Source organism: Streptomyces sp. NPDC088261, from assembly GCF_044740805.1.
Lineage (GTDB): Bacteria > Actinomycetota > Actinomycetes > Streptomycetales > Streptomycetaceae > Streptomyces.
Genome location: NZ_JBIURL010000007.1, coordinates 70,641 through 95,294, shown reverse-complemented (window position 1 = coordinate 95,294; position 24,654 = coordinate 70,641). Strand labels below are relative to the sequence as shown.

The following is a 24,654-nucleotide window of genomic DNA, read 5'->3' as shown; positions in this document are numbered from 1 at the left end:
GTCCCCTACCCGGCCTGGGCGAGGACCAGCGGGAGCACCTGCTCGGCTCCGGCCCGGCGCAGAAGACGCGCGCCGACGGCCAGGGTCCAGCCGGACTCCGAGTAGTCGTCGACGAGGAACACCGGACCGGGGGTACGGGCCAGGGCGGCGGCGAGTTCGCCGGGCACCGTGAACGAGGCGACCAGGGCGCGCAGCCGCTGCGCGGAGTTGCTGCGGTGTGCGACGTGCTCGTCGGCCTCCGGGGTGTAGGCCAGACTGCCCAGCATCGGGAGCCTGCCGACCCGGGCCACCCCCTCGGCCAGGGATGCGATCAGCTGGGGGTGGGTACGGGACGGCATCGCGACGATCCCCACGGGCCGCGCCGTCGCGTCGGAAGAGCCGCCGGCCCAGCCCTCCGGCGAGCGGGACCAGTCGGCCACCACGGTCACGACAGCGGCCAGCACCTCCTCAGAAACCGGCCGGTCCGTCGCCTGCGCCGAGAGGATCGGACGCAGCCGGTTGCCCCAGCCGATGTCCGACAGCCTGCCCAGGGCCCGCCCCGCGAGCGCCTGCTGGCCCACCGGGATACGCCCCTTGAGGTCGATGCCGACCGCGGCGAGCCCGGTCGGCCACATCTTGCGGGGCTCGATCTCGACCCCCGGCCGGTCCAGCTCACCCCTGGCCGCCGCCAGGGCCCCCGGAGAGACGGCCGGGTCGAGCCACGGCCCGACGCAGCGGTCGCAGCGGCCACAACGGACCGCCTCCTCGTCGTCGAGCTGCCGCTGCAAGAACTCCATCCGGCACCCCGCGGTCGCCACGTAGTCCCGCATGGCCTGCTGCTCCGCCTCCCGCTGCCGGGCCACCCACGCGTACCGCTCCGCGTCGTACGCCCACGGCCGGCCCGTGGAGGTCCAGCCGCCCTTCACGCGCTCGACCGCCCCGTCCACGTCCAGGACCTTCAGCATCGTCTCCAGCCGCGAACGCCGGAGGTCGACCAGCGGCTCCAGAGCGGGCAGCGACAAGGGACGCCCCGCCTGTTCGAGAACGGCGAGCGTGCGCCGTACCTGCTCCTCGGGCGGAAAGCCCACCGAGGCGAAGTACGCCCAGATCGCCTCGTCCTCCCTGCCCGGGAGCAGCAGCACGTCCGCGTGGTCCACTCCGCGCCCGGCACGCCCCACCTGCTGGTAATAGGCGATCGGGGACGAGGGCGAGCCCAGGTGCACCACGAAGCCCAGGTCCGGCTTGTCGAATCCCATGCCCAGCGCGGAGGTCGCCACCAGCGCCTTCACGCGGTTCGCGAGGAGATCCTCCTCGGCCTGCAAACGGTCGGCGTTCTCCGTCTTCCCCGTGTAGGAGGACACCGGATAGCCGTGCCCGCGCAGGAACGCCGCGACCTCCTCGGCCGCCGCCACCGTCAGCGTGTAGATGATCCCCGAACCGGGCAGATCCCGCAGACGCTCCCCCAGCCACGCCAGCCGGTGGGCCGCGTCCGGCAGCTCCAGTACGCCCAGCCGCAGGCTCTCCCGGTCCAGCGGCCCCCGCAGCACCAGCGCGTCCCCGCCGCCCGTGCCCAGTTGCTCGGCCACGTCGGCCGTGACGCGCGCGTTGGCGGTCGCGGTGGTGGCCAGCACCGGCACGCCGGGGGCGAGTTCGGCGAGCATGGTCCGCAGCCGCCGGTAGTCCGGGCGGAAGTCGTGGCCCCAGTCGGAAATGCAGTGCGCCTCGTCGACCACCAACAGGCCGGTGGTGGCGGCGAGCTTGGGGAGTACGTGCTCCCGGAAGTCCACCGAGTTCAGGCGTTCCGGACTGACCAGGAGGACGTCGGTCTCCCCCCGCTCGACCTCGCCGTAGATCGTCTCCCACTCCTCGGGGTTGGCCGAGTTGATGGTGCGCGCCTGGATACCGGCCCGCGCCGCCGACTCGACCTGGTTGCGCATCAACGCCAGCAGCGGCGAGATGATCACGGTGGGACCCGAGCCACGCCGCCGCAACAGGGCGGTGGCCACGAAATACACGGCGGATTTGCCCCAGCCCGTCCGCTGGACCACCAGCGCGCGACGGCGCTCCTCCACCAGGGCGGACACCGCCTGCCACTGGTCCTCCCGCAGCCGCGCCGACCCCCCTGGGGCACCGACGAGCTCAGCGAGAACGGCATCGGCTTCGGTACGGAGCTCCAGGTTGTCCATCCCCCCATGCAACCCGATGGCAGTGACAATCCACGAATCCACCACGCGCGGACCCCGGCGGCCGAGTCCGGGGCGCCGCGGGTGTTTCCGCTGGTCCTCACGGTTCGGAGGGGACGATAATCGGCGCTCGTGGCCGGTCTCCGCAGGGATATGGCACACATAGCCCCGCATTACGGTCAGTCGGGCCAATTGCTCGTTGCCGCATGCCGATACGCCAGCGAGAATTGGAGAGTCTCCCCGCACGGCCCCCCTGCGGTCCGCAAGGGCTGTGCTGCGGTGCGCCCCCCACCCGACCCTGCCCGTACCGTGGGCGTGAATGCGAAGGGAGGATCGTGACCTTCGGATTCGCTCCGTCCGCAGCCACTTCGATCACCACATCACCGGCCGGCTCCGTCAGCGGCCTCACCAGAATGCTGGAGCCGGCCGAATGGGCGGCGGCGGGCATACCCCTGCTCAGCAACCCCCGTGAGGTGGTCAGCGGCCTGCACAGCCGCCACCGCCCGAAGCCCGCGACGGCCGTCGTGGCCGTGCTCGACCATGAGGAACGGCTCGCCGCCAGCGCCTCGTTCGTCCCCCGCGCGGCACCCGTGGACGGCTGGGAGTTCCGCAACGCCCTCCTCGCCCACCTGCGCCGGGTCATCCCGCACGACCTGCGCCGCCGTACGCCCGTACGCACCGCGGTCCTGCTCTACTGCCGCGAGGGCGACGAGCGGTGGACGGAGGAGGACGGGGCCTGGATGTGGGGGCTGCGGGACGCCTGCACCCTGCACGGGCTGCGGTGCGGCGCGTACATCACGCTGACCCGCGGCGGCTGGCAGGTGCTGGGCGAGGGCCGCGGCGGCCGGCGCCCCAACTCCGAGTCCGCACCGGTCGATCTGGCCGACACGGCGTCCGATCCCGAGGTGACACCGCTCCGCAGCGGGGCGGTGGAGGCGCTGCGGCGCACGGCCGCGCGCTGAACCACCGTACGGCCGAACGCGCCGTACGACCGCGTGCCGACCATGCCGTACGACCACGAGCCCGGCGCGCCCCGCGCCACCGCGAGCCGGGCGCGGCGCACGGCCGCGCGCCGAAGCCACCCGCGCGCGGGCAGCAGTCACCCGCGCACGCCGGACGGCCTCAGCGGCCCGGCCGCCCCCTGACGGGCAGCCGGGTCACGACAGGGTGAGGCTCAGACACCCGCGCCGAGCACGGCGTTGACCCGCTCGGGGTCACCGCACACGACCAGCAGCGCCGTGGCCCGCTCCCGGGCCGCGGGCAGCACGCGGGCGTAGACCTCGTCACCGCCCCCGTTGACCACCACGACGACCACCGGACGGGGCTGGGCACGGGCGACGGCGGCGGCGTCCGCGAAGAACACGTCTTCACGGGCGTCGTGCTGCGCCCAGTAGGCGGCCTCGCCGAAGGACAGCTCGTGGGTGGCCCACGGGTGCTGGTCGCCGGTGGTGAGCACGAGGATGTCGCCCGGCGCCCGACCGGAGTCGAGCAGCAGGTCGACGGTCTCGTCGGCGGCGTCGAGCGCGCCGTCCACCGACGCCGGGGTCAGCTGGATCTTGGGGGTGGAAGGGGTGGCGGGCCGGGGTGCCTGGGGCACTCCGGCGGAGCCGGCCGAGCGCTGCGCCGGCGGCGCGGGCCTCGCGGGACCGGGACCCGGACGACCGGGACGCGGGGTCGCCGCGGAGCGCGGCCCCGGTACGGGACGCGGGCCGGGTACAGGACGGGGGGTCTGCGCGGTCCGGCCGGTGGCCGGGGTGGCGCTGGGACCCTGGGCTCTCTCGTGAATCTGAGGCTCCTCGGGGAAGAGAGGCATAACTGGATGTCTATCAAATACCGACGCGAAAAGCATCGGCGGGTTGGCACATTTGTACCCATGTCCGCGGTCGGATGACACACGGGCCGGAGGGTTCACCGGAAGTTTCAGAATTCGAAGCCGAGTTGGCCCCCGCTTTCCATCGCGGCCGTCTCCGCGGAGACCCTGACCTTCTTGAGGTGCCGCCAGCGCGGCAGGCCGTCGAGGTAGGACCACGAGAGCCGGTGCTGGGCCGTCGGACCCCGCTCCTCCAGCGCCGCCTTGTGCACCGGCGAGGGATAGCCGGCGTTGGCGCCGAAGGCGAACGGGACGTACTCCTCGGACCCGGCGCCCAGTTCGGCCATCATGGCGTCCCTGCGCACCTTGGCGAGCACCGAGGCGGCCGCCACCGAGACGCAGGACTGGTCGCCCTTGATGACCGTACGCACCTGCCAGGGCCCCCCGAGATAGTCGTGCTTGCCGTCCAGGATCACCGCGTCGGGCCGAACCGGCAGCGCCTCCAGGGCGCGTACGGCGGCGAGCCGCAGGGCCGCGGTCATCCCCAGCTCGTCGATCTCCTCCGGGGAGGAGTGTCCGAGCGCGTGCGAGGTGACCCACCCCGCCAGCTCACCGGCCAGCTCCGTACGGCGCTTGGGGTTGATGAGCTTCGAGTCGGTGAGGCCGGCCGGAGCCCTGCGCAGTCCGGTGACGGCGGCGCAGACGGTGACGGGTCCGGCCCACGCTCCGCGTCCGACTTCGTCGACGCCGGCGATGATCCTGGCGCCGGTGGTCGCTCGGAGCGATCGCTCGACAGTGTGCGTGGGTGCTTCGTACGGCATGGCGTTCGCAACTTTACGCCGACCCGACGCGACGCGACAGGGCGGGTACCCACTGTCGCGCCGCGCGCCCTCACGGACCGGCCCAAACCGGCCGCGCCCTCACCGACCGGCCCAAAGCGGCCGTGCCGTCCCGGACCGGCTCAACGGGCCGTACCGTCCCGGGCCGGCCCCACGGGCCACGCACGCAGCAGCGGCACCATGACCCGGTCGATCATCTCGGCGATCTCCTCGTCGGGCAGTTCGCTGGCGCACATCTTGGAGCGGTACATCATCAGGGCCGGGATCACGTCGAAGACCAGCTCGCCGACGGCGTCGGAACGGACCTCCCCCCGCCGGATCCCCTGGCGCACGACCTCTCCGAAGAGGCGGTTGGACGGTTCGATGAGACCGCTGAAGATCAGCCCGTGGAAGCGTTCGGCGGTCGGCGCGTCGCATTCGTGAACGACGGCGCGCAGCGCGGCCCCCGGCAGGGAGAACATCGCGTCCCGCATCCGCCGGCACAGTTCGTACAGGTCCTCGCGCACACTCCCGCGGTCGGGCGCCTCCCCGACCGCGGGCAGTCCGGCCTGGAGGGCGTCCGCGACCAGATCCTCCTTGGACGGCCAGCGCCGGTAGACGGCGGCCTTTCCCGTCCGGGCGCCCGCGGCGACCCCCTCCATCGTCAGGCCGTTCCAGCCGACCCTGCTCAACTGCTCCAGCGCCGCCTCGAGAATGGCCCGTTCCAGGACGGGCCCCCGCCGGCGCACGGACACGGATTGCGGCCGGGCCCCGGCGGCGGGACGCGAAGAAACCATCAGTAACTCTCCATCGGGGGACGGCTCCTGGGAGGACAGCACCCAGTGAACGCCTGCGAGACAGCACCCAGTGAACGCTTGCGTTCCTTGAAGGGGACTCACTACCGTGTACGGGACAGTGAACGGATGCGTTCACTAATTCACTTGTGGGGGATCCAGCAGTGACAACCTCTCAACTCGACACACCCGGCACCGCACCGGGCGCGGCCCGACGGAGCGGGCGCCCGGGAATCGCGCTCGCCGTCATCGCGGCCTGCCAGCTCATGGTGGTGCTTGACGCCACCATTGTGAACATCGCGCTCCCGCACATCCAGAACGCGCTGAGCTTCTCCACCACAGATCTTTCCTGGGTGCTGAGCGCGTACACCCTCACGTTCGGCGGTCTGCTGCTGCTCGGCGGCCGGGCAGGCGACGTCCTAGGACGCCGCCGGGTCTTCATGGCGGGCATCCTGCTCTTCACGTTCGCGTCCCTCCTGGGCGGTTTCGCCCAGGAGCCGTGGCAGCTGCTCGCCGCCCGCGTGCTCCAGGGGGTGGGCGGCGCGATCGCCTCCCCCACCTCGCTGGCGCTCATCACCACCACGTTCGCCGAAGGCCCGGAGCGCAACCGGGCGTTCGGAGTGTTCGCCGCCGTCTCCGCGGGCGGCGGCGCGGTCGGGCTGCTGGCCGGCGGCATGCTCACCGAGTGGCTCGACTGGCGGTGGGTGTTCTTCGTCAACGTGCCGATCGGCGTACTGATCGCCGTGCTCGCCCCGATGTACATCAAGGAGTCGGAACGGCACCCGGGGCGCTTCGACCTCACCGGAGCCGCGACGTCCACGCTGGGCATGGCGTCCCTCGTGTACGGCTTCATCCGGGCGTCCGAGGAAGGCTGGAAGGACTCGGTCACCATCGGCTCGTTCGCGGCGGCCGTCGTGCTGCTCGCCGCGTTCGTCCTGGTCGAGTCGCGGGCGAAGGAACCGATCACGCCACTGCGGATGTTCGCCGACCGGAACCGGTCGGGGACGTACGTCATCATGCTCAGCCTCGCGGCGGCGATGTTCGGCATGTTCTTCTTCATCGTCCTCTTCGTGCAGAACGTGCTCGACTACAGCCCGATCACCTCGGGCCTGGCGTTCCTGCCCGTGACGGTCGCGATCGCCGTGGGCGCCGGGCTCTCGCAGCGGCTCCTGCCGGTCCTCGGCCCCAAGCCGTTCATGGTGGCCGGATCGGCGTTCGCCGGGGTCGGGCTGCTCTGGCTGACCCTGATCGACCCGGGGAGCACGTACGTCGGCGGTGTCCTCGGCCCGCTGGTGATCTTCGGCTTCGGCATGGGGCTGAACTTCGTCACCCTCACGCTGACCGCGGTCTCCGGGGTGGCGCAGCACGAGGCGGGCGCGGCGTCCGGTCTGCTGAACGCGAGCCAGCAGGTGGGCGGTTCGCTCGGGCTCTCGATCCTGGTCACCGTCTTCGGTACGGCGAGCCGCGACGAGGCCGACAAGCAGCTGCCCTCGTTCCTGGCGCAGGGCAGCGCGGCCGAGAAGGCGGAGCTGGCGAAGACGCAGCAGCTGCCGGGGCACTGGGGCCACGCGGTGCTGACCCAGGGCATCTCGACCGCGTTCATGGCGGCGGTGGCGATGGTGGTGGTCGCGCTGCTGACGGCGGTGCTGGTGATACGGGTGCGGAAGAGCGACCTGGAGGCACTGAGCGGCAAGGCGGCGGGGCCGGTCGCCTGAGGGCTGCCGTACGTACGGAGGCGGTACGGGACGCTCCCGCGTGGAGCGCCCCGTACCGCTTTCGTACCGCTTTCTTGCCGCTTTCGTGCGCCACGCCTCTACGGCCCGTCCAGCGCGCGGCAGCCGACGCGTGCGGGACCCACCGCAGGCCCGCGACAGATCAGGCGAGGTGACGCCCGGCCGTGTTCCCCCACGCGGGCAGCTCTTCCGTCCGCTCCAGCCACTCCGGCGGCGGCGCCCCGGCGCGCCCGGAGGCGACCACTCCGCCGACGATCGCGCAGGTCGTGTCCACGTCGCCGCCCACCTGCGCGGTGGTCCAGAAGGCCCGCTCGAAATCACCGAGCCCCCGGGCCGCCGACCACAGGGCGAACGGCACCGTGTCGAGCGCGCTGGTACGCCGCCCGCAGCCGAGGACGGCCGCCACCGTGCTCGCGTCGTCGTAGTCCAGCATGTCCCGGGCCCGCCGCACCCCCGCGCCCACGGCGCTGCGCGGCACGAGCGCGATCACACCGTCGAGCAGCGCCTCCGGGGAGGGCGGCCCGGCGGGATCCGCCGCGAGCGCCGCGGCCACCGCCACGGCCACGGCACCCATGACGGCCTCGCGGTGCTGATGGGTCGGGTACGCGGACAGCTCCGCCTCGCGCGCGGCCCGCTCGGGGTCGTCGGCGAACCACGCGCCGAGCGGCGCGACCCGCATGGCCGCGCCGTTGCCCCAGGAGCCCTGTCCGTCGAAGAGCCCGGCGGCCAGCTCACGCCAGTCGCCGCCCTCCCGGACCAGCCGGAGCATGCGGTTCACGGCGGGGCCGTATCCGCGGTCGAAGTCGTGGTGGTCCGCGAACGAGTGCGCGAGGGCGTCCTCGTCGATCCGGCCGTGCGCGGCGAGCACCGCCAAGGACGGACACGGCCATCTCGGTGTCGTCGGTCCACTGCCAGGAGCCGGGCGGCGGCTCGCGGCGCGCCAGGAGCGGATAGTTCGAAGGGACGAAGAACTGGGAGCCGAGGGCGTCTCCTACGGAGAGGCCGCGCAGGCTGTCGAGGGCGCGTGCGAAGCGACCGTCCCGGGTCGCGTCTTCGCGGTAGGAATCAGAGTGAGGATCGGGGTGGGAATCGGGGTGGGAAGAGGAATTCACGGTCATCGCGAGGCACTCTACCGGGTGAATACCGCCGGTTACTTGGTCATTCCGTACGGCTCCGGGGTACGCCAGTGCGCGAACGGCCGGTCCAGGGCGTACCGCCCGTCCTCCCCGAGGAGCAGCATCCTGGTCTCCGCGTTGTCGGGGTTGGAGAGGGACTCGAATTCCGCGACCGACCAGTGGAACCACCGCATGCAGAACAGCCGCATGGTCAGCCCGTGGGTCACCAGCAGGACGTTCGACGGCGAGTCCGGCGCCTCGAAGCTGCGATAGAGGCTCTCCAGGAACGCGCCGACCCGGTCGTACACGTCGGCACCCGACTCCCCCTGCGCGAAGCGGTAGAAGAAGTGCCCGTAGGCGTCGCGGTAAGCCTTCTGGAGGCGCACGTCGTCCCGGTCCTGCCAGTTCCCCCAGTCCTGCTCGCGCAGCCTGGGCTCTTCCCGTACACGCACCAGGTCGGGGTCGAGGGAGAAGGCGTGCAGGGTCTCGTGGGCCCTGCGGTACGGCGACACGTACACGCTGACCTGTTCCCGCCCGAACAGCTCGCGCAGCTCGGCGCCGGTCTCCTCGGCCTGCCGCCGGCCCCTCTCGGTGAGCTTCAGGGCATGGTCGGGCTCGCGCTCGTACACGGTGTCGTCGGCGTTGCCCTCCGACTCGCCGTGCCGGACCAGAACGATGCGCCGCGGTCGTGCCATGCCACGACCCTAGATCGGTCCGGATCCCCCCGGCACGCGGGGAGGGCCCTTGGGCACGCTCCAGGACGATTTACGTACCGCCGTCCCCCGCACCCACACCGGCATCCGTAGGGTGCGCCCCTACACCGTCCAGGAGGGTTCGAGCGCGATGATGTCCCCCGCGAGGGCCGCCACGTCGGCGGCCGTCTGGGCGCGCAGGGTCAGCCGCTCGACCCGTTCCGCCCGGTATTTCCCGTGCTCGGCGGCGGAGTGCCACATCGACAGGACGATGAACTCGTTCCCCGGCGCCTCGCCGAAGAGCCCGCGCAGCATGCCGGGCGATCCGGCCATGGCGGGGTTCCACACCTTCTCCTGCATCAGCGCGTAGTGCTCGACCCGGTCCTCATGGACCTTGCAGTGCGCGACGCGCACCACGTCGGCGTCCGTGAACCGCGGCTCAAAGCCGGTCTTCACATCGAACCGATGATCGAACAACTTCACCTGAATGTCCCGGTACGTCCCCGACTGCGCGGCGGCCAGCCGGTCGTGCGAACGGGCCATGAAGGAGTCGTAGAACGCCCTGCTCTCCCAGAACGAGAAGACATGGGCCACCCCGGGCCGCACCCTGCTCCATCCCCCGCCCTGCCCCCGGAACCCCGGCTCACCGAGCAACCCCGCCCATTTCCGCTGTCCGCGTTCGTACCCTCTACGGTCGATCACGGTGCAGCGGGTCCACTTGACCAGCACCGCGCCATCGTACGGTCCCCGGCGTGTCGCCGGTCACTCCCGCGCGCCTCCGTCTAAGCTGCCCGCCCCGCTCCACCCCCGTCCCCCTCCCCCTCCCCGCCCCCGCCCCCGCCCCCGCCCCCGCACAATGATCGCCATGACGGCACTGCACACCCCTGAACTCTTCGCACGGCTGGAGCCGGCCGAGCGAGTCCTCGTCGCCGGGGCGGGCGGCGGATTCGACATCTACGCGGGGCTGCCCCTCGCGCTGTCCCTCCTGCACCAGGGCAAGGAGGTCCATCTCGCGAACCTGACGTTCAGCGCGATCGAAGGACTCCCGCTCGACGCCTGGCTCGCCCCGGACGTGGCCGTCGTCACCCCGGAGACGTCCCTCCACCAGACGTACTTCCCGGAGCGCACGCTCGCGCAATGGCTGGACCTCCACGGCTACCCGAGCACCGTCCACGCGTTCGCACGCGTCGGGGTCCAGCCGCTGCGGGCCGCCTACCGCGCGGTGATCGAGGCGTACGGCATCGACGCGGTCGTCCTGGTGGACGGCGGTACGGACATCCTGATGCGCGGCGACGAGTCGGGGCTCGGCACCCCGGAGGAGGATCTGACGAGCGTCGCCGCGCTGGCCGGGATCGACGACGGCCCTCAGCGGCTGGTGATGTCGATCGGCTTCGGCATCGACGCGTACCACGGGGTGAGCCACGGTCTGGTGCTGGAGAACATCGCCGCGCTGGAGCGCGACGGCGCCTACCTGGGCGCGTTCTCGATCCCCCGTGCGTCCAAGGAGGGCGCGCTCTTCCTCGACGCGGTGGCCCACGCGCACGCGAACACCCCGGTCCGTCCGAGCATCGTCAACGGGTCGATAGCGGCGGCGGTCCGGGGCGACTTCGGGGACGTACGGTTCACGTCGCGCACCCGGAACAGCGAACTGTTCGTCAACCCGCTGATGTCGCTCTGCTTCGCCTTCGAACTGGCGGGCCTGGCCCGGCGCTGCCTCTACCTCGACCGGATCGAGGACACCCACCTCATGCGCCAGGTGAGCAGCGCGATCGAACTGTTCCGCGAGGAGATCCCCCAGCGGCCACCGCTCCGCATCCCGCACTGACCGCCCTCGCGGCCGGCTGGCGAGTACCGGCCATCGTGGCGTCAACTGGCCATATGTACGCCTCCGTTGTCAGCACCCGGGTCTAGCCTTGCGTACAAGGCCCGGGGATCCGCGGCCCGGTTCGGACAAGGGGGACAAACAAGTGAGCGGTTTCAACAAAGGGGTGTCGAAGGTCGAGGTGACCCTCAAGTGGAACCCGAGCGCCCTCGGCGAGGCGGACCACGACCTCGACATCGTCGCGGCGACCTACACAGCGGCCGACCCGACGGGCAAGCCGGTCTACCTGGTCCACTTCGGCAGCCGCTCCCCCGACGGCACGATCACCCTGAACCGCGACAGCCGCACGGGCCAGGGCTTCGGCACCGACGAGGAGATGACCCTGGAACTGGACCGCATGAACGCGTCCTTGGGCCGGGTCGTCGTAGGCGTAGCCATCCAACAACACCACAGGCGCCGCACCTTCGCCGACATAGCCTCCCCCGAAATACGCTTCGCCGAGGGCTACACAGAACTCCTGGAACACACCTTCACAGAGGTCGCGGACTCCACAGCAGCCACGGTCGCGGAATTCCTCCGCACCCCCTCAGGCGCCTGGGAATTCCACCCGTCCCTCAAAGGCTTCGACGCAGACCCAGAACACTTCGCCACAATCATGGGCACCCGCTGACGCACTCGAAGCCCGCCGCCCCCAACGTCACCAATGCGCCGCAAGTGGAACCCGGCACCCGGTCAAAAAGGCCCAAGGTACTGGTGCCGCTCCCCCGCGCCCATGACATGCACCCCTCCGTCGCGAACCTGCCATTCAGTAAGGCCGTGGATCTCATGGCTCACCATGAACAATCCCTGAACCGCCCCCTCTGCGTCGCCCGACTCGGGAATAGCGGCAATCTCACGGATAACATCTAGCAGCCACTGAACCTGCCCCTCCTGAATGTCACCTCCATAAAAAACGAAGGACGTCCAATTGAAGGGCCCGGCCGGAAATCCCCACCCTCCCCCGTAGAGCCCATCACCCGCCCTCCCAACCACTTCCTTCGCACGCGCGAACTGCCAGCCATCGCACTCAATCCACCCTCTCACAGAAACATAAACAGACAACTCAACCTCCACAGCCCCACCGCCGAGTACGTTCTCATAGCATCCACAACTCCCGCCGAGACGGTCCATAGAATTCACAGATCAGCGGCGGTTTGGGATCCCACTGGTGTTGGTGGTTGAGCTGTCGGGGGTTTCGGCGCAGGGGCACTTTGGTGGCCGGTTCCTCTTCCGGGTCCGGAGGGGCCGCCCGCGCGAGTCGGCGACCCTGAGTGCGTCAGCGAGGTCCGGGTCAACCGGCAGTCCAGCCAGCGGTATTCGGAGGCCGACTGAATCTTTGCGCGACGGGCTGTGGGGTCGCGGGCGTACTCCAGCAGTTCCTTGCCCAAGCCCAGCCGCACCGACTCGATGTTGCCGGCGAGGCGAGAAAGGTAACCGTGACCGCGCATGGGGTCCGCGTCACTCCTGGGCTGGTTCACCGTGTACCCCGACCTTGGGTCGCTGATCGAGACACAATGGCCGTGGGTGATGATTGACTGTCACCCCAGTTACTAGCGAGCCAGCGGAACGCCATCGACGCCTTGGGCCACGCCCTCGGCAGTCAGGACGACGACCCTGACAACCCGCCCACCACGGTCGTCGTCCGCTGACGTTGCCGTCACCGTTGCCGTCAAACGGCACGAGGCCCTCCCGATGAATTCGGGAGGGCCTCGTTTCAATGGCTACAAGATTTCAGCGATCCATTCCCAGTCGCCGGGCCGGGAAAACAACCGGGTGAATCCCTGTTCGAGGCAGTCGCTCAGGCTGGAGGATTCAGCGCGGATGAACCCTTCGGGCCCCAGTCCCGGACCCGACATCACCAAAGTCCAGGGCTCGCCACCTTTCACCATTCTCTCGTCGTCCACCTTAAGGATCACGGTGACGCCTGAGCGGCCCAACTTCTCCATGAGCTGCTCAATAGGCATCCCTTGCAAGCTCACACAACACCCCTAAAGGCTGCCGAGATGTCGCTGACGTCGCGCATGATTCAGTCCGCCCGATCGCTCCGACCGGAAAGTGAATCTGCTATTGAAGCGGACGGCCCGCTTCAAGGAACTGCCGATAAACGAGATCGAGCAGCGCCGCGTATGCATGTTGCGAGCGAGCGACGGCTTGGTCGCCTCCCGATGCTGTGTCACCGATCCGATCGATTCGCTGCATCAGCGCTTGAAGCATCATGAGGACATCAACCGGCGCCGGCTTAAAGATCCCGCGTTCCACATATCGGATCACCGTCGTCACGTACTCGTCGGCTTCCGCCAGATCGCTGCGCGCCAGAATGAGGTCCTTACTCGATCCGCTCCGGGGGAACGGCAGGTTGCGCCACAGGATGTAGGCGTCCATGAAACTGAGCATCACGTCTTCCTTGCTCCTAGTGGGTCTCGTCGTACCAGAAGGAAACGACTCGTCCGTCCGGCCCAATAATCCCACCCATACCCCCGTTGGGATCCGAATACTTCACGCCCCACTTACCGTCGTCGAATGGCATTCTCTTTGCGTTGTACCCCTTCTTGCCCCCTGGCTCAGCCAGACGCTGAGCCCAGCCACTCGAATCTTGCAAGTACTTCTCGCGCGTAACGTTCAATGGACTGCCATGCTTTCCCCAGTGGTATTCGAAACTGCCTCCGGGGTTGTCGAACGTGCCCTCGTGCCAGGCATCGGCAACCGCCTTAGGGCATGCCCCCGAATTGTGCACCAAGACTGGAGTGGCGCCTGCCAGCACATAGTACGTGTGGAGCTCACCAACGGTGAGATTGTACATGTCGGCGGAGCCAGGAATTCGGCGTACCGCTGTGACACGTACATTTTGATTGATGGCGGTGGCAAGTTGATGGCCCGGGGTGAGCTTTCCGGCTGGCACCCACGTCTTGAGGGTTTCATCCCAGAAGGGATGCCGGGACGTTGTGTGAAGAACAGACGATTGGTCGCCCGACTTGATTTTTACATCGACAAGATCGTCGTCATGGTTTATGTGGGTTGCAGTAACCGGGCGACCCCCCTTGAGCTTTCCAGTTTCAGCGTCAGCGGCCTCGACCAGATCACCCTCTTTTACCTTTTCGATGGGCTTCTTTCCTCCATCACCCATCAACACTTCGGTATCCGGAGAGAAGCTACAATCGCTCCCCATCCACCTTTTTCCGATACCAATAATTTTGCTTAGGGACGAACCTCCTGACACCATGCCTGCTAGACCAAGGGCCACCCCGCCGGCGTCGCCGGCAGCGTAGGACTTCTTGATGTCGTAGGCGCTGCATGCAAGATTCACATAGGGGAGGGCGCAGGCCAGTGCGAGAACAGCAGTCTGTGCCTCGGCGTGCTTCACCGGATCCGGGATAGGACCTGCGGCAACATTTCCCACATTGTTGAACGGGTCTACATTCGCCCCTGCTGCAATCGCGGCATCGAATTGTGCTGCTTCAGCGGGGGTCAGGCTCCTACCTCCCCCGCCATCACTGCTGTCGTTGACTTGTCCGGTGTTACTCGTAGGGGCCGTGCCACCGAAGGCGGGATTGCCTGTTGGCCCGCGGCCCTGCCCGACATCGTGGTTGGTGTCGCTTCCTCCTGGCGTCGGCTGGCAGTGACCGTTGCCCGGGTCTACGCAGGTGCCCGTGGGGTCGCTGACTGTGGCGGGGTTGTTGAGGCTGTAGCTGTAACCGTTGAGTGTTTGGGGTTTGTCAGTTTCCAGGAGAGGGTCGACGCTGATGAATTGGCCGATGCCTGGGTCGTATTCGCGGGCGCGTATGTGGGTGAGGCCCGTGGTGGTGTCGGCCGGTTTGCCGAGGAAGCCCTTGTCGTCGGGCCAGGTGGTTGGCTTCGTGCCGCGAGGGGCGCCGAACGGGGTCGTGTAGCGCTTGGTGACGGCAAGGGTGGCGGAGTCGAAGGCGATGGAGGAGGTGCCGTGGTGGTCGCCCGCGAGGTAGCTGAGCTGGGTGCCGGTGACGCCCGCGGTGGCGGTGCGGACGGCGAGGGTCTGGCCTGCGGCCTGGTAGTAGCGGGTGCCGGTCAGGGCTTTGGCGGTGCCCTTGGTGGTGAGGCGGACCTCGGTGCCGCCCAGGTACAGGACGGTGTCGCCGTCTCCGGTGGTGTTGCGGCTGATCAGCAGTTCGCCGTTGGCGTCGTAGAGGTAGCTGGTGCCGGTGGCGGGCTTGGTGCCGGCTGCGGGCTCCGTGGCGGAGACGAGTTTGCCTTCGCTGTTCCAGGTCAGGGTCTGCTGCGCCTGGACTCCCGGACGGCTGGTGGTGTTGCCCGCCGCGTCGTACTGGTACGTGCCCGCCCTGGCCCCCGTGGTGCTGGTGAGCGGGTGCGGCTGGCCGGCGGGAGCAGGTGTGCCGTAGTTGTAGACAGTGGTGCTGTCACCCCCCGCCGCGTGCTGCTTCTCGGACGCCCGCTGACCCGCGTCGTTGTACGTGTAGCTCGTCCAGTACGGAGCGGCGCCGTCCAGGTTGGCTGTCGTGCGGCCGGAGGCAGCGCAGTCCTCTGTCTTCGGCGTCCAGGCTTCCGTCACGCGGCGGTAGCCGTCGTACGTGAAGCACTGGTAGTCGGCCTTACCCGTGCCGCCTTGCGTGGTGGCGTCGAAGATGGAAGTGACGTTGCCGGCGTCGTCCTGCTTGAACTGGAGTTCCAGCGGCATGTAGCTGTGGACGGTGTCGGTCACGGCGAAGCCAGTGAGGCGGCGGGTACCCAGCTCGTAGGAGTTGGTGAGGGACGCCCGCGTTCCCGCGCTTTCCGAGCCGACGATCAGTTGTCCGAGATCTCCGACGGGTTCGTACGTGGCACCGACCAGGTAGCTGTTCTTCCCTCCCGAGGTCAGCACCTGCCCGACGGCGTTGTACTTGTTTGTGGTCAGCTCACGCGCCAGGCCCGCGACGGCGGGAAGGTCCTCGCCCGTCAGGGTGCCGTCGATGCCGCTGTAGTTCGAACCGAACTGGAGCGTCTGAGGAACCCCTGCGGCGACGAGGGGGTCGTTGGCGGGGAGCGTGAGTTCGCTCAACTGGGCCCGGTAGGCGGCGTCGTACTTGGTGACCTTCTGGGTGTAAGCCTTGCTCGTGGCGGTGCCCACGCCGTTCTCGTAACGGACCGACGAGTCCAGCCGGCCCTTGGCCAGGGTGTCGAAGTTCCAGGCGGCGAGTTTGGTGGCATCGGTCTTGGTACCGTCCCACAGACCCGTCTGCCGTCCGAGGATGTCGTACTCGGAGACGAGCGTCTTGTTCCGGCCGACATCCTTGGTGGTGATGGCCTGGTCGAGTTCGTTGTACCCCGTGGTGCTCTTGCCCTTGTCCGGGTCCGTACTGCTGGTCTGGCGGCCGAACAGGTCATATCCGTAGGACCAGGTCGCGTCGCCGGGGCCGGTGACGGTTTCCTGCTGTCCGGCCGGGGTGTACGTGAAGTGAGTGGCGGTGAAGGCACTGCCGGTGGGCTGGGTGCCGGCGTACTGGCGGTTCTCGGTGGTACGGCCGAGGGCGTCGCTGATCACCGCCGTGGCCTGTCCTCCGGTCGGAGCCGTCGTGATGACGGTGTCGCCGGTGTAGGCGCTGTCCGTCGTCCATCGCGTCACGCCGAAGTTCTTCGACACCGTGCGGACGGCGCGGCCCGCGCCGTCATAGGTCGTGTCGGTCTGGGCCGGTGCCTCGGCGACATCGATCTGGACCATGGCGCTCGACGGGCCGGCCTTGTCGTCCCAGATGTCGGAATGCGAGGAGACCGCGAGGCCACGGTCGTCGTAGACGGTCTGGGCGATCATCCGGCCGCCGACCGAGGACGGCGACTGGACCTGGCGGGGTCGCAGGAGCGAGTCGTAGAGCTCGTACGTGGTGTTGTAGCTGCCCGGACTGCTGCCGCGCATCGCTCCCGTGGAGATCCACGGCAGATCCGTCGCGTTGGTGGGGATGCCGTAGTTGTACACGTAGGTCGGCGAGTTGGCGGGGAGCGCCTTGGGCATGGTGGGGAGCCAGACCTTGGTGATCCGACCGAGGCTGTCGTACTCGCTGTCGGTCGCCTTGTTGTTCGGGTCGGTGACACGGGTGACCGCGCCGGTCCCCGGATCCACCAGGGTGGTAGTGGTCTGGGATTTCGCGTTGGTGGCAGTCGTCTTGGTCAGAGGCCCTGCGTCTGTCGGCAGGTAGGTACGCGTGTCGATGAGGGTCTTGTTGGTGTTCCTCACGGTCATGAGGCGGCCAAGGCCGTCGTAGTCGGTGGTCGCGACCTCCTGCCAGGAGGGGGTGCCGTCCGCGGCGTAGCTCTTGGCCCGGCCTGTCCACCGGGCTTCGCCTTTGGTCGGCTGCTGGACGGTGGTGTAGGTCGTGGTGTCGTACGCGGTGGCGGTGTCGGAAATGAGGTCGCCCGGTCTGGTCGCGTCGGTGGGCAGGTCCAAGTTGGTCGTGGCGACCGAGCACAGCCGCGCGACGACCTGGCTGCGGGAGACGAGGCTGGTGATGCCCACCGCACTGTTGCGTGCGTAGGTGGTGCGCGCGCACGTCTCGTCACCGAAGACCGCGTCGTCGCCCTTGTCCTCCATGGTCACCGGCATGCCGTAGTCGTCGAAGGTCGTACTGGTGGTGCGAACGCGGTCCTTGGCCGTACCCGAGGTGGTGATGTTGGTACGTGAATGCGTGGCGGCGGTACGGACGAAGTACGCCTCCGTGTCCGCGTAGGACTTGTGCTGGGTGGCGGTTCTCTTCGACCAGGGGTCGTTGATCTGCCCGCCGACTTCCTGGGCTCCGTTGTAGGTGACGGTTTCCCGGGTGAAGCCGGCGTACGGGTCGGCGTCGGTGATCTCGCCGGCCTTGATCCCGGTCACTTTCGCCGTACGGCGCTGGTCGGGATCCGGGGTCTTGCCGTCGGCGCCCAGGACCCGGTCGCCGTTCATGCCGCGCAGGTAGACGCTGACCGTCCTGGACTGGGTCTTGTCGGCCGCGCCGGTCAGGTGGGTGACTTTGGCGTAGCCGCGCCAGATCGACCAGGTACGTTCCTTCTCCTTGGTCAGCGGGTCGTCGTTGTAGTGCCAGGCGCCTCCCCCCGCGTACTGGTAGGTGTGGAGCACCGCCTGTGAACCGCCACGGGGGTCGGTGGTGGACACCGAGGTGACCGGGTACTTCTGGAACCAGTCCAGCTGCGCGTCCTTGCCCCCGTTGGGGGACCAGTAGACGGGGTAGCAGTTACGGGTGTTCTCGTCGACCTTCGGCATCGTCTGCCCGGCGACACAGTCCTCGTCGGCGTAGTTGACGATCGTCTGCGCGCCGGCCTCGGAAATGATCTCGTTCAGACGTGGCCTGTTGAGCGGGAGAATGTCGTCGCTGCCGCTGTCCACGCGGTTGGCACGCATCTCGTGGTCGAAGGTGACCGGCGGCAGTGACAGGTCGGCGCCGCGTTTACCGGTGTGCCGGATCTCGTCCAGCCACAGGGACTGGTCGGTCGAGTCGCCGGTGTCCCCCGGGTCGAGGTAGGTCTGCTTGAGTGACCACGCGTCGACCGGTGTGAACGCGGGCGTGGAGGCCGCCGCGTCCCAGACGGACGTGGTGACGGCGACAAGGCGTTTGCGGGTGAAGAAGGTGGGGCCGACGTTGCCGGTGCACTTGGTGTCGCTCTTGCAGACGGCGTCGAAGGGGACGTCCGGCCAGTTGTCCCGGGTGTCCTCGGTCAGTTCGTCGCAGCCGGTGCCGGTGGCGACGCAGCGTTCCGAGTAAGTGAAGTTGACCTTGTCCGAGGCGGCCGGACTGCCGCTGAACAGGGCACCGGCGCGCTGGCCGTAGCGGATTTCCTTCAGGTAGCCGCCGCGGGTGTACGGGGTGCCTGTGTTGTCGTCGCCGAGGGTGTCGTAGTTGTTGGTCTCGGCGGCGTACCAGTAGGACATGGCGTTCTGGTGGAGGTCTTCGACGTAGTCGAGGTTCCAGCGCCAGGCCTGGGTCCTGTCCCGTCCTGACAGGCTGGTGCCGGCGGAGTAGCCGGGTTCGCCCTCGTCGTCACCGAAGACCGGGACGGTCCAGACGGACTGGGTGCGGTCGTCGGCTCCCGCGCCGTCGAGCTTGTTCAGGCCGAAGACGTACTTGGTGCCAGTGCCGGTGACGAGGGTCCAGTACTCACCGTTGTCGTCACCGTTCTCGGCACCGGTGGAGTGGGTGACGGTGGAGGCGTCGTCGTTCTTGAGCCGCCATTCGCCCGTGGTGTCGTCCTTGACGAGCTCGCTGGCCTTGCCGTTCAGCACGAGTGACGCGTTGTCGTACTTCCAGCAAAGATCGAACTTGTCGGCTTGCCCGTCGTCGTCACAGGACCCGTACTTGCGCTCGATGTAGGAGGAGGTGAGGTCGAATCCCTCACCGATCGCGGTGCCCTGGTTGTTGGTCGTGGCCGTCTTGCCGTCCACGCTGCCGGAGTCGTACGAGATCGACAGATCAGGCGCCGGGCCGGCGGCAGCGGGCGGGGTACGGAGGGGGTAGGACCAGGTGAAGCTGCCCGACGAGCCGCCCGCTTCCCAGGTGGAGGAGGCGGACAAGGGGGTGGCCTTGAAATCGCCCGCACCGGACTTGGTGCCGGCCGCCAGCGCCAGGATCATCGTGGTCGGCGCCGAGTTGGCACTCGGGTGCTTCGCCGCGGTCGAGGTGAAAGCGAGTTCCGTGCGCAGGGTCTGCTCGGGGCGGTCGTTGTCGAACTCCAGCGGGGTGCGTGTACGACACGCCGGCTTCTCGGAGTCGTCCCACGCGCAGTCCGGCAGGCGGAGTACCTGGAGGCGCCCGGCCCAGTCACCGCCGTACGCAGAGGCGAAAGCCGAGTAGTCGACGCCCAGGCGAGCACTGCCCCCGTCCTTCGGGCCGGTGACCTGGAGCACTACGCCCTTCACTCCCAGACGCTGGGCCGCCTTCTGGTCCAGTACGTCCACCGTCACGGTACGGGCGGTGCCCGCCGACGGCGCGGCGGCCTTCGGCGCGGCGGGCCGGGCCAGAGTGAGAGGCAATGAGCCCGGGTCGACCACGGCAGACCGTTCCCCGGCCGCAGGAAGTGTCAGCACCGCGGTACCGCCAGCCGGCCAGGTCACCGTCTCGGCCTGGTTGTCCTTCGCCCGTGCGACAGCGGCCCGGTCGGCCTGTTCGGCCTTCTTGCGCGCCGCGGCGGCTTCTCTGTCCACCTTCGCCCTGAAAGGGGTCACGTCTGCCGACCGGGGAGCGGGGAGCTTTGTGATGCCCAGCGGACGGGCTTCGTCCGCGAAGGCGACAGGGGTGATCAGTCCAGGAAGCAGAGCAAACCCGGTGACGGTGGCGACACGCCGGGACCACCTGCCTCTGCCTCTGGTGTGCCGGCTACGGCCGTGGAAGACCGTGGCCCATCCGAGCAATTTCATGACAGCTCTCCTTCACGCACTTCCTGATCGAGGAGTGCGTCCAGTGCCCCCGCGAACCGTCAAGGGAGCAAGAAATCGGGCAAGGAATGAAATAGGAAGAACTGAAGACCCTGCGGGAAACCGCCGGACCGAGGTCCGTGGGCCCGTGGGAGGAGCGGCGGCTTGCGCCACCGCTCCTCCGTACTCTCAGGACGCGGAACTCGTCGTCTCGTCCCCCGCACCGGGCAACACCTGACCGCCGATCTGATCAAGGGTCAGGGCGCCGGTCCAGATCCGCAGTCGTTCAAGGCCGCCGGGAAGGTAATAGCCGGTGGTGCCGCCTTGCGTGCCTCTGCCTGCGACAAGTTCACCGGCACCCTGCTGCACGCCGTCGAATCCAGGGCTGCTGGAGCTTTCGACGGGGAACGAACCGACGTACAAGTGAAGCGTTCCCCGCCGCTCCACCGTCTCGGACGGATTCCCCGGATCGGGGATCTCGAAGGTCTCCTGGGCATCGAAGACACCGGTCACATCCACCCACGTGTTCACCTCGGCCAGATCCGCGAGGGGTGTGATGGCGGTGTCCTTCGTCACCCTGCCCGAGGCGTCGACGGCGGTGCGGGTGAACTGCCACTGGTACGTGTCCTCTGCCGGCTTGATGACCCACAGCGCCCACGACGACTGTGCCGACTGCGCACCAGCGCGCTGCCCGGCGACCTGTGCCTTGTAGCCGACCGGTTTGGCCGCCAGTTTCTGCTCGGCCAGCTGCACATGCGCCGAGACGGTGAAGGAACCCGTCTCGTCCACCACAGGCCCCTGCGTGGAGGCGTAACCGGAGACGCCGTCCAGGACCAGCGCGTGGTCGTCGCCGTCGAGAACCGCGCCCGTCGCGGACAGATTCAGGGCGGCGTGGGGGTACGGAGACATCTCGCCGATCGTCGTCCCACTGGCGGTCGTCGCGTCCCAGTCCGCCACCAGCTCGTTGGCGGGCCCGTCGTCCTCCAGAAGCCTGGATTCCTCAAGGACCTGTTCCGCGTTGAGGGCGCGCTGCCACACCGCGGCCTCGTCGATACGGCCCCGGAAGTACAGCCCGCTCTCGCCACGGATGACGGACCGTCCGAACTGGAGGCCGCCGAGGGCCGTCCACGGCCTGTAGACGGCACCCTGCGCGGTGGCCGCGGCGGCCAGCTTCACCGGAGCGCCCTGGGGCCGGCCGTTGACGTACAGCTGAATCGTGTCGTTGGCCGGATCGAGGTCGGGCACTCCGTCGTCCCCTTCGGTCTTGAACACACCCGCCAGGTGGGTCCAGACCCCGAGCGGAGGGTTGGCGGTGTCCGCCTTCGAGGTGAGGATCACCGGCGTCGCGGAGTCGGCGGCGGTGTGGCTGAACACCCAGCCCTTCGTGGAGGACGAGTAGTACAGAGCGAAAGCCTGCGCCTGGGAACCCGGCGTTGTCATCACCATGTGACTGGACGAGGCATCCGTCAGATAGGCCCACGTCGAGAAGGTCAGCGAGTCCAGGGTGTTGACCGCCGCCACGCTGGTGGAGGCGTACGCCTGCTGGTTGGCGGGGTCGGCGCTGTCCAGCCACAGCGACTGGTCCGCCTCCCCGCGCCGGGCCATCGTCGACCAGCCCGCCCCCGCCGTACGCAACGTCGCGTCGTGACGAGGACCCACGGTCGCGGTGTCCTTGGCCACCGTCACCCCGGAACCGGCCACCCCGTCGTCGAAGTGCCACCGGCCCACCTCGCCCTCGGCCGGCGCCACGTTGAAGGTGAAGTCCTCCGGAGGCCCCTTCCGTTCACGGACGTCGATGGCCTCCACCGTCAGCACCTGGGTGCCGGCCAGCTTCGGAATCACCAGCCTCTCGGTGTACGTCGCGCCGCCGACCCGCTTCGTCTCGGACGCCGACCCGCTCTTCAGACGCCACCGGTAGCCGATGATGTCCGTGTCGGCCGCGTTGGGCGTGAAAGTGAAGGTTCCCGCGACGCCAGGACCGCCCTTGGCCTCGCACGCGTTGGCGGTGCACTTGGTGTAGGGGGTGCCGGCCGTGATGGTGGGAGCTTTCGGGGCCGTGGCATCAATCTTGAAATAGCACCACGGAGAGAAAGCGGAGATCAATTCACCGCTCTGGCCCCCGGACGACCACCGGGATTGCGTACGGGCCCGGTAGCGGTACACCGTGCCGTCCGTACGCTGCGTCGTGGGAGTTTTCTCCAGCGTGCCATGGGGATCGGACCCGCTCGACGTCGCGCTCCAGATCTCCTCCCACGTTCCGTCGGTCAGCTTGCGCGCGACGCGGAATCCGGCCTGGAGCGAGCCCTTCTCCTCGTCGTTCTTCGGCTTGACCTTCGTCACCACCCTCGCCTGCACCGTCGGCGTCAGGCTCGTCACGGTCAACGGGTCGTCGGGGTTGGTCCAGCACTGCCCCACGTTCCCCAGTCCCGGGATCACGCCGACGTCCTGGGGGACGCCCGGCTGAAGCACATACGTGACTTGTAGTTCGGCGTTCCTGTCGAAACGCTTCCAGGCCCGCGGGTCGTCCTCGTCCTTGGCCCACAGCATCAGCGTCAGCCGGGAGAACTTCCCGTCGGCGAACGCCCGCACGGTGGGGGTCAGGTTCTCGTTCGACTGGGCCGGATCGTCGTGGAATTCGACCCACTTGTCAGGCTGGGAAGGACTGCAATTGTCACCCCGGCCGGCCGACACCAGCCGGTCACCCATGTGGTCGATGACCCAAGGCCCCGGCCACCTGGTGCCCTCGGAGATATTGTTGGTACGGGCCAGGTTGAGCCACTTCGCGTCGCAGTTGAACGACCAGGTCTCGTGCGCGCGGAACGTCGCGTCGAGGACGTACTTTCCGTTCAGGTTCGTCGGCGCGAACTCGAACAGCATGCGGTCGATGTAATTGTCACCGCAGTAATAGCCGTCCGCGCTTCCGCACCTGCCGACGCCCTTGTCCCCGTCGAACTGCCAGAACTTGTCGCCGTCCGAAGAGATCTTGGTGCGCTCCACGGCGCCGCCCAGCCCGACCGGCGGATCGATGTACACCGGGTAGACCGTCTCGCTGCCCCGCAGCAGATCGAGGTCCGGCTTCACCTGCACCGTACCGGCGTCCACCGTCACGGGAAGCTCGGCCGTCGCGTCCCCGGCGCCCGGGAGGGAGGGATCGTCCACCCCGTCCGTCGCGGGACCGCCGGCCGCCGTCAGGGAACGCGTCACCGGGGCGCTCTCGTCCCCGGCGGAGTCCCACATCTGGCCGGCCGGACCGTTGAAGACAACGTTGCCGTCCTCGTCCACCGCCCGCAGACCCCCTCCGGCCCCGCCGGCCACCTCCAGGCCGTCGCCCGCAGCCGTGAAGGTGATCCGCTCCAGTTCCGCACTGGCCGCGGCCTGCGCCGACTTGACCGCCAGAACCTGCCGGTAGCCCTCGGACGTCGCCGTCAGCCGCAGGTCCACGCCCGGCAGCACCTCCGCGTACGTGGCGGTCGCACCGTCCAGCGTCGGAACGGGCAACGGGCCCGGCCAGTCCAGCGAGAAGGAACGCTCCCCGTCACCCAGCCGGATCATGTCCCCGGCCGCCGCTCCCCCGCCGGAGAACGACAGGGCCACCGCGGCGGCCTTCGGGCCCACACTGCCGTCCGCGCGGCGCTCCAGGTCCACATCGATCCCGGCCCACGAGCCGTCGGCCCGCTTCACACGCTGGGGAGTCGTCGACTGCGTCAGCGTGAACGTGCCGTCCGGATTCGCCAGCGTCGTCGAGTACGCGGTGCGCTGCGTCACCTCTTCGACCGCCTCACCCGAGGCGGCGGCCCGCGCCGACGCGCTCAGCACGGGCGACGCGGCGGCGGCCGTGGGGACGGCGGTCGGCAGCGCCACCACGGCCGCCCCGCCCAGAAGCGCCGATGCCACCGCCAAGGAAGCCGTTCGGCGCCATGCGTCGCGGCTTCTTCCGCGACGACTCCCACTCGCTGCCCCGCCCAATTTCCCCACCCCAGGATCACAAGATGCACACAGACTCGAGGACCCTAAGTGATCAACCAATCCCTCTGTCAACGGTGTTACGTGTCACCCGACGCCTGTCGAATCGGCCGCCGCATACGGACCGTCACCACAGGGGATCCACTGAAATCCACCATCCGATGCGAAACAGCACTTCCGACTCCCCGTCAGGAAGAACGCTTCATGAACTGCGGGGTAATGCCGGTGCAATGCGCATCGGACGACCCGAAACAAAAACTCGACCGAATATCTCTTTCCCCACGGCAAAAAAGGGAGGGGCGCCGGCTTGTGGCCGGTGCCCCTCCCTCGGAGAGACCG

Annotated in this window: 14 protein-coding genes and 1 pseudogene; 4 read left to right on the top strand and 11 right to left on the bottom strand. The window is 68.7% G+C overall.

All coding sequences use genetic code 11. From position 1 onward, the window contains the following. Positions 1 to 5 precede the first annotated feature (5 nt). Positions 6 to 2,165: a RecQ family ATP-dependent DNA helicase gene (locus ACIODU_RS15990; protein ID WP_401767958.1), complete on the bottom strand. Its 2,160-nt coding sequence runs from the start codon at positions 2,163 to 2,165 to the stop codon at positions 6 to 8. Between the two features lie 332 nt (positions 2,166 to 2,497). Here ACIODU_RS15990 and ACIODU_RS15985 point away from each other — a divergent pair, with 332 nt between their 5' ends. Beyond that, positions 2,498 to 3,124, top strand: a complete 627-nt coding sequence (locus tag ACIODU_RS15985) for a hypothetical protein (protein WP_356427792.1) — start codon at positions 2,498 to 2,500, stop codon at positions 3,122 to 3,124. A gap of 212 nt (positions 3,125 to 3,336) precedes the next feature. On the opposite strand, the gene ACIODU_RS15980 is transcribed toward ACIODU_RS15985, so the two are convergent. The 3 genes from ACIODU_RS15980 to ACIODU_RS15970 form a co-directional block, all read right to left on the bottom strand. After that, on the bottom strand, positions 3,337 to 3,975 hold the full coding sequence (locus tag ACIODU_RS15980; RefSeq protein WP_356427795.1) for a hypothetical protein: 639 nt from the start codon (positions 3,973 to 3,975) through the stop codon (positions 3,337 to 3,339). A 107-nt stretch (positions 3,976 to 4,082) separates the two neighbouring features. Next, positions 4,083 to 4,793 (bottom strand): ribonuclease HII, encoded by a 711-nt coding sequence (locus ACIODU_RS15975; protein WP_356427798.1) that lies wholly within the window; start codon positions 4,791 to 4,793, stop codon positions 4,083 to 4,085. A 140-nt stretch (positions 4,794 to 4,933) separates the two neighbouring features. Then, the gene (locus ACIODU_RS15970) at positions 4,934 to 5,587 is read right to left on the bottom strand and encodes a TetR/AcrR family transcriptional regulator (RefSeq protein ID WP_356427801.1); all 654 of its coding nucleotides are present in this window, start codon (positions 5,585 to 5,587) and stop codon (positions 4,934 to 4,936) included. A 161-nt stretch (positions 5,588 to 5,748) separates the two neighbouring features. Here ACIODU_RS15970 and ACIODU_RS15965 point away from each other — a divergent pair, with 161 nt between their 5' ends. Further along, positions 5,749 to 7,299 (top strand): MFS transporter, encoded by a 1,551-nt coding sequence (locus tag ACIODU_RS15965; RefSeq protein WP_401767955.1) that lies wholly within the window; start codon positions 5,749 to 5,751, stop codon positions 7,297 to 7,299. Between the two features lie 160 nt (positions 7,300 to 7,459). Here the strand turns inward: ACIODU_RS15965 and ACIODU_RS15960 are convergent. The 3 genes and pseudogenes from ACIODU_RS15960 to ACIODU_RS15950 all read right to left on the bottom strand — a co-directional run bounded on the left by ACIODU_RS15960 (position 7,460) and on the right by ACIODU_RS15950 (position 9,853). Continuing rightward, positions 7,460 to 8,327: pseudogene (locus ACIODU_RS15960) on the bottom strand (ADP-ribosylglycohydrolase family protein). A gap of 140 nt (positions 8,328 to 8,467) precedes the next feature. Then, positions 8,468 to 9,127, bottom strand: coding sequence for a histidine phosphatase family protein (locus ACIODU_RS15955; protein ID WP_356427810.1), 660 nt, complete (start codon positions 9,125 to 9,127; stop codon positions 8,468 to 8,470). A 120-nt stretch (positions 9,128 to 9,247) separates the two neighbouring features. Continuing rightward, complete coding sequence (locus ACIODU_RS15950) at positions 9,248 to 9,853, bottom strand: YdbC family protein (RefSeq protein ID WP_356427812.1); 606 nt, start codon at positions 9,851 to 9,853, stop codon at positions 9,248 to 9,250. 136 nt (positions 9,854 to 9,989) lie between these two features. On the opposite strand from ACIODU_RS15950, the gene ACIODU_RS15945 reads away from it, so the two are divergent. Both ACIODU_RS15945 and ACIODU_RS15940 read left to right on the top strand, forming a co-directional pair. Continuing rightward, on the top strand, positions 9,990 to 10,949 hold the full coding sequence (locus tag ACIODU_RS15945) for a DUF1152 domain-containing protein (protein ID WP_401767953.1): 960 nt from the start codon (positions 9,990 to 9,992) through the stop codon (positions 10,947 to 10,949). Positions 10,950 to 11,091: 142 nt separating this feature from the next. Then, entirely contained in the window at positions 11,092 to 11,616 is a 525-nt protein-coding gene (locus tag ACIODU_RS15940; protein ID WP_401767951.1) for a TerD family protein, read from the top strand. 1,090 nt (positions 11,617 to 12,706) lie between these two features. On the opposite strand, the gene ACIODU_RS15935 is transcribed toward ACIODU_RS15940, so the two are convergent. The 4 genes from ACIODU_RS15935 to ACIODU_RS15920 form a co-directional block, all read right to left on the bottom strand. After that, positions 12,707 to 12,949, bottom strand: a complete 243-nt coding sequence (locus tag ACIODU_RS15935) for a hypothetical protein (protein WP_401767949.1) — start codon at positions 12,947 to 12,949, stop codon at positions 12,707 to 12,709. A gap of 100 nt (positions 12,950 to 13,049) precedes the next feature. After that, positions 13,050 to 13,367 carry a hypothetical protein gene (locus ACIODU_RS15930; protein ID WP_365902878.1) on the bottom strand — a complete coding sequence of 106 codons (318 nt, stop codon included), beginning with the start codon at positions 13,365 to 13,367 and terminating at the stop codon, positions 13,050 to 13,052. Between the two features lie 28 nt (positions 13,368 to 13,395). Beyond that, positions 13,396 to 20,355: a polymorphic toxin-type HINT domain-containing protein gene (locus ACIODU_RS15925; RefSeq protein ID WP_401767946.1), complete on the bottom strand. Its 6,960-nt coding sequence runs from the start codon at positions 20,353 to 20,355 to the stop codon at positions 13,396 to 13,398. A gap of 186 nt (positions 20,356 to 20,541) precedes the next feature. Further along, a complete protein-coding gene (locus ACIODU_RS15920; RefSeq protein WP_401767945.1) occupies positions 20,542 to 24,246 on the bottom strand; it encodes a LamG domain-containing protein in 3,705 nt (1,234 codons plus the stop codon). Positions 24,247 to 24,654 lie beyond the last annotated feature (408 nt).

What these genes read in the sequence shown, in the direction of transcription:
- ACIODU_RS15990 (WP_401767958.1), bottom strand. Translation starts at nt 2,165, where the DNA reads ATGGACAACCTGGAGCTCCGTACCGAAGCCGATGCCGTTCTCGCTGAG.
- ACIODU_RS15980 (WP_356427795.1), bottom strand. Translation starts at nt 3,975, where the DNA reads ATGCCTCTCTTCCCCGAGGAGCCTCAGATTCACGAGAGAGCCCAGGGT.
- ACIODU_RS15975 (WP_356427798.1), bottom strand. Translation starts at nt 4,793, where the DNA reads ATGCCGTACGAAGCACCCACGCACACTGTCGAGCGATCGCTCCGAGCG.
- ACIODU_RS15970 (WP_356427801.1), bottom strand. Translation starts at nt 5,587, where the DNA reads ATGGTTTCTTCGCGTCCCGCCGCCGGGGCCCGGCCGCAATCCGTGTCC.
- ACIODU_RS15955 (WP_356427810.1), bottom strand. Translation starts at nt 9,127, where the DNA reads ATGGCACGACCGCGGCGCATCGTTCTGGTCCGGCACGGCGAGTCGGAG.
- ACIODU_RS15945 (WP_401767953.1), top strand. Translation starts at nt 9,990, where the DNA reads ATGACGGCACTGCACACCCCTGAACTCTTCGCACGGCTGGAGCCGGCC.
- ACIODU_RS15935 (WP_401767949.1), bottom strand. Translation starts at nt 12,949, where the DNA reads ATGCCTATTGAGCAGCTCATGGAGAAGTTGGGCCGCTCAGGCGTCACC.
- ACIODU_RS15930 (WP_365902878.1), bottom strand. Translation starts at nt 13,367, where the DNA reads ATGGACGCCTACATCCTGTGGCGCAACCTGCCGTTCCCCCGGAGCGGA.
- ACIODU_RS15925 (WP_401767946.1), bottom strand. Translation starts at nt 20,355, where the DNA reads ATGAAATTGCTCGGATGGGCCACGGTCTTCCACGGCCGTAGCCGGCAC.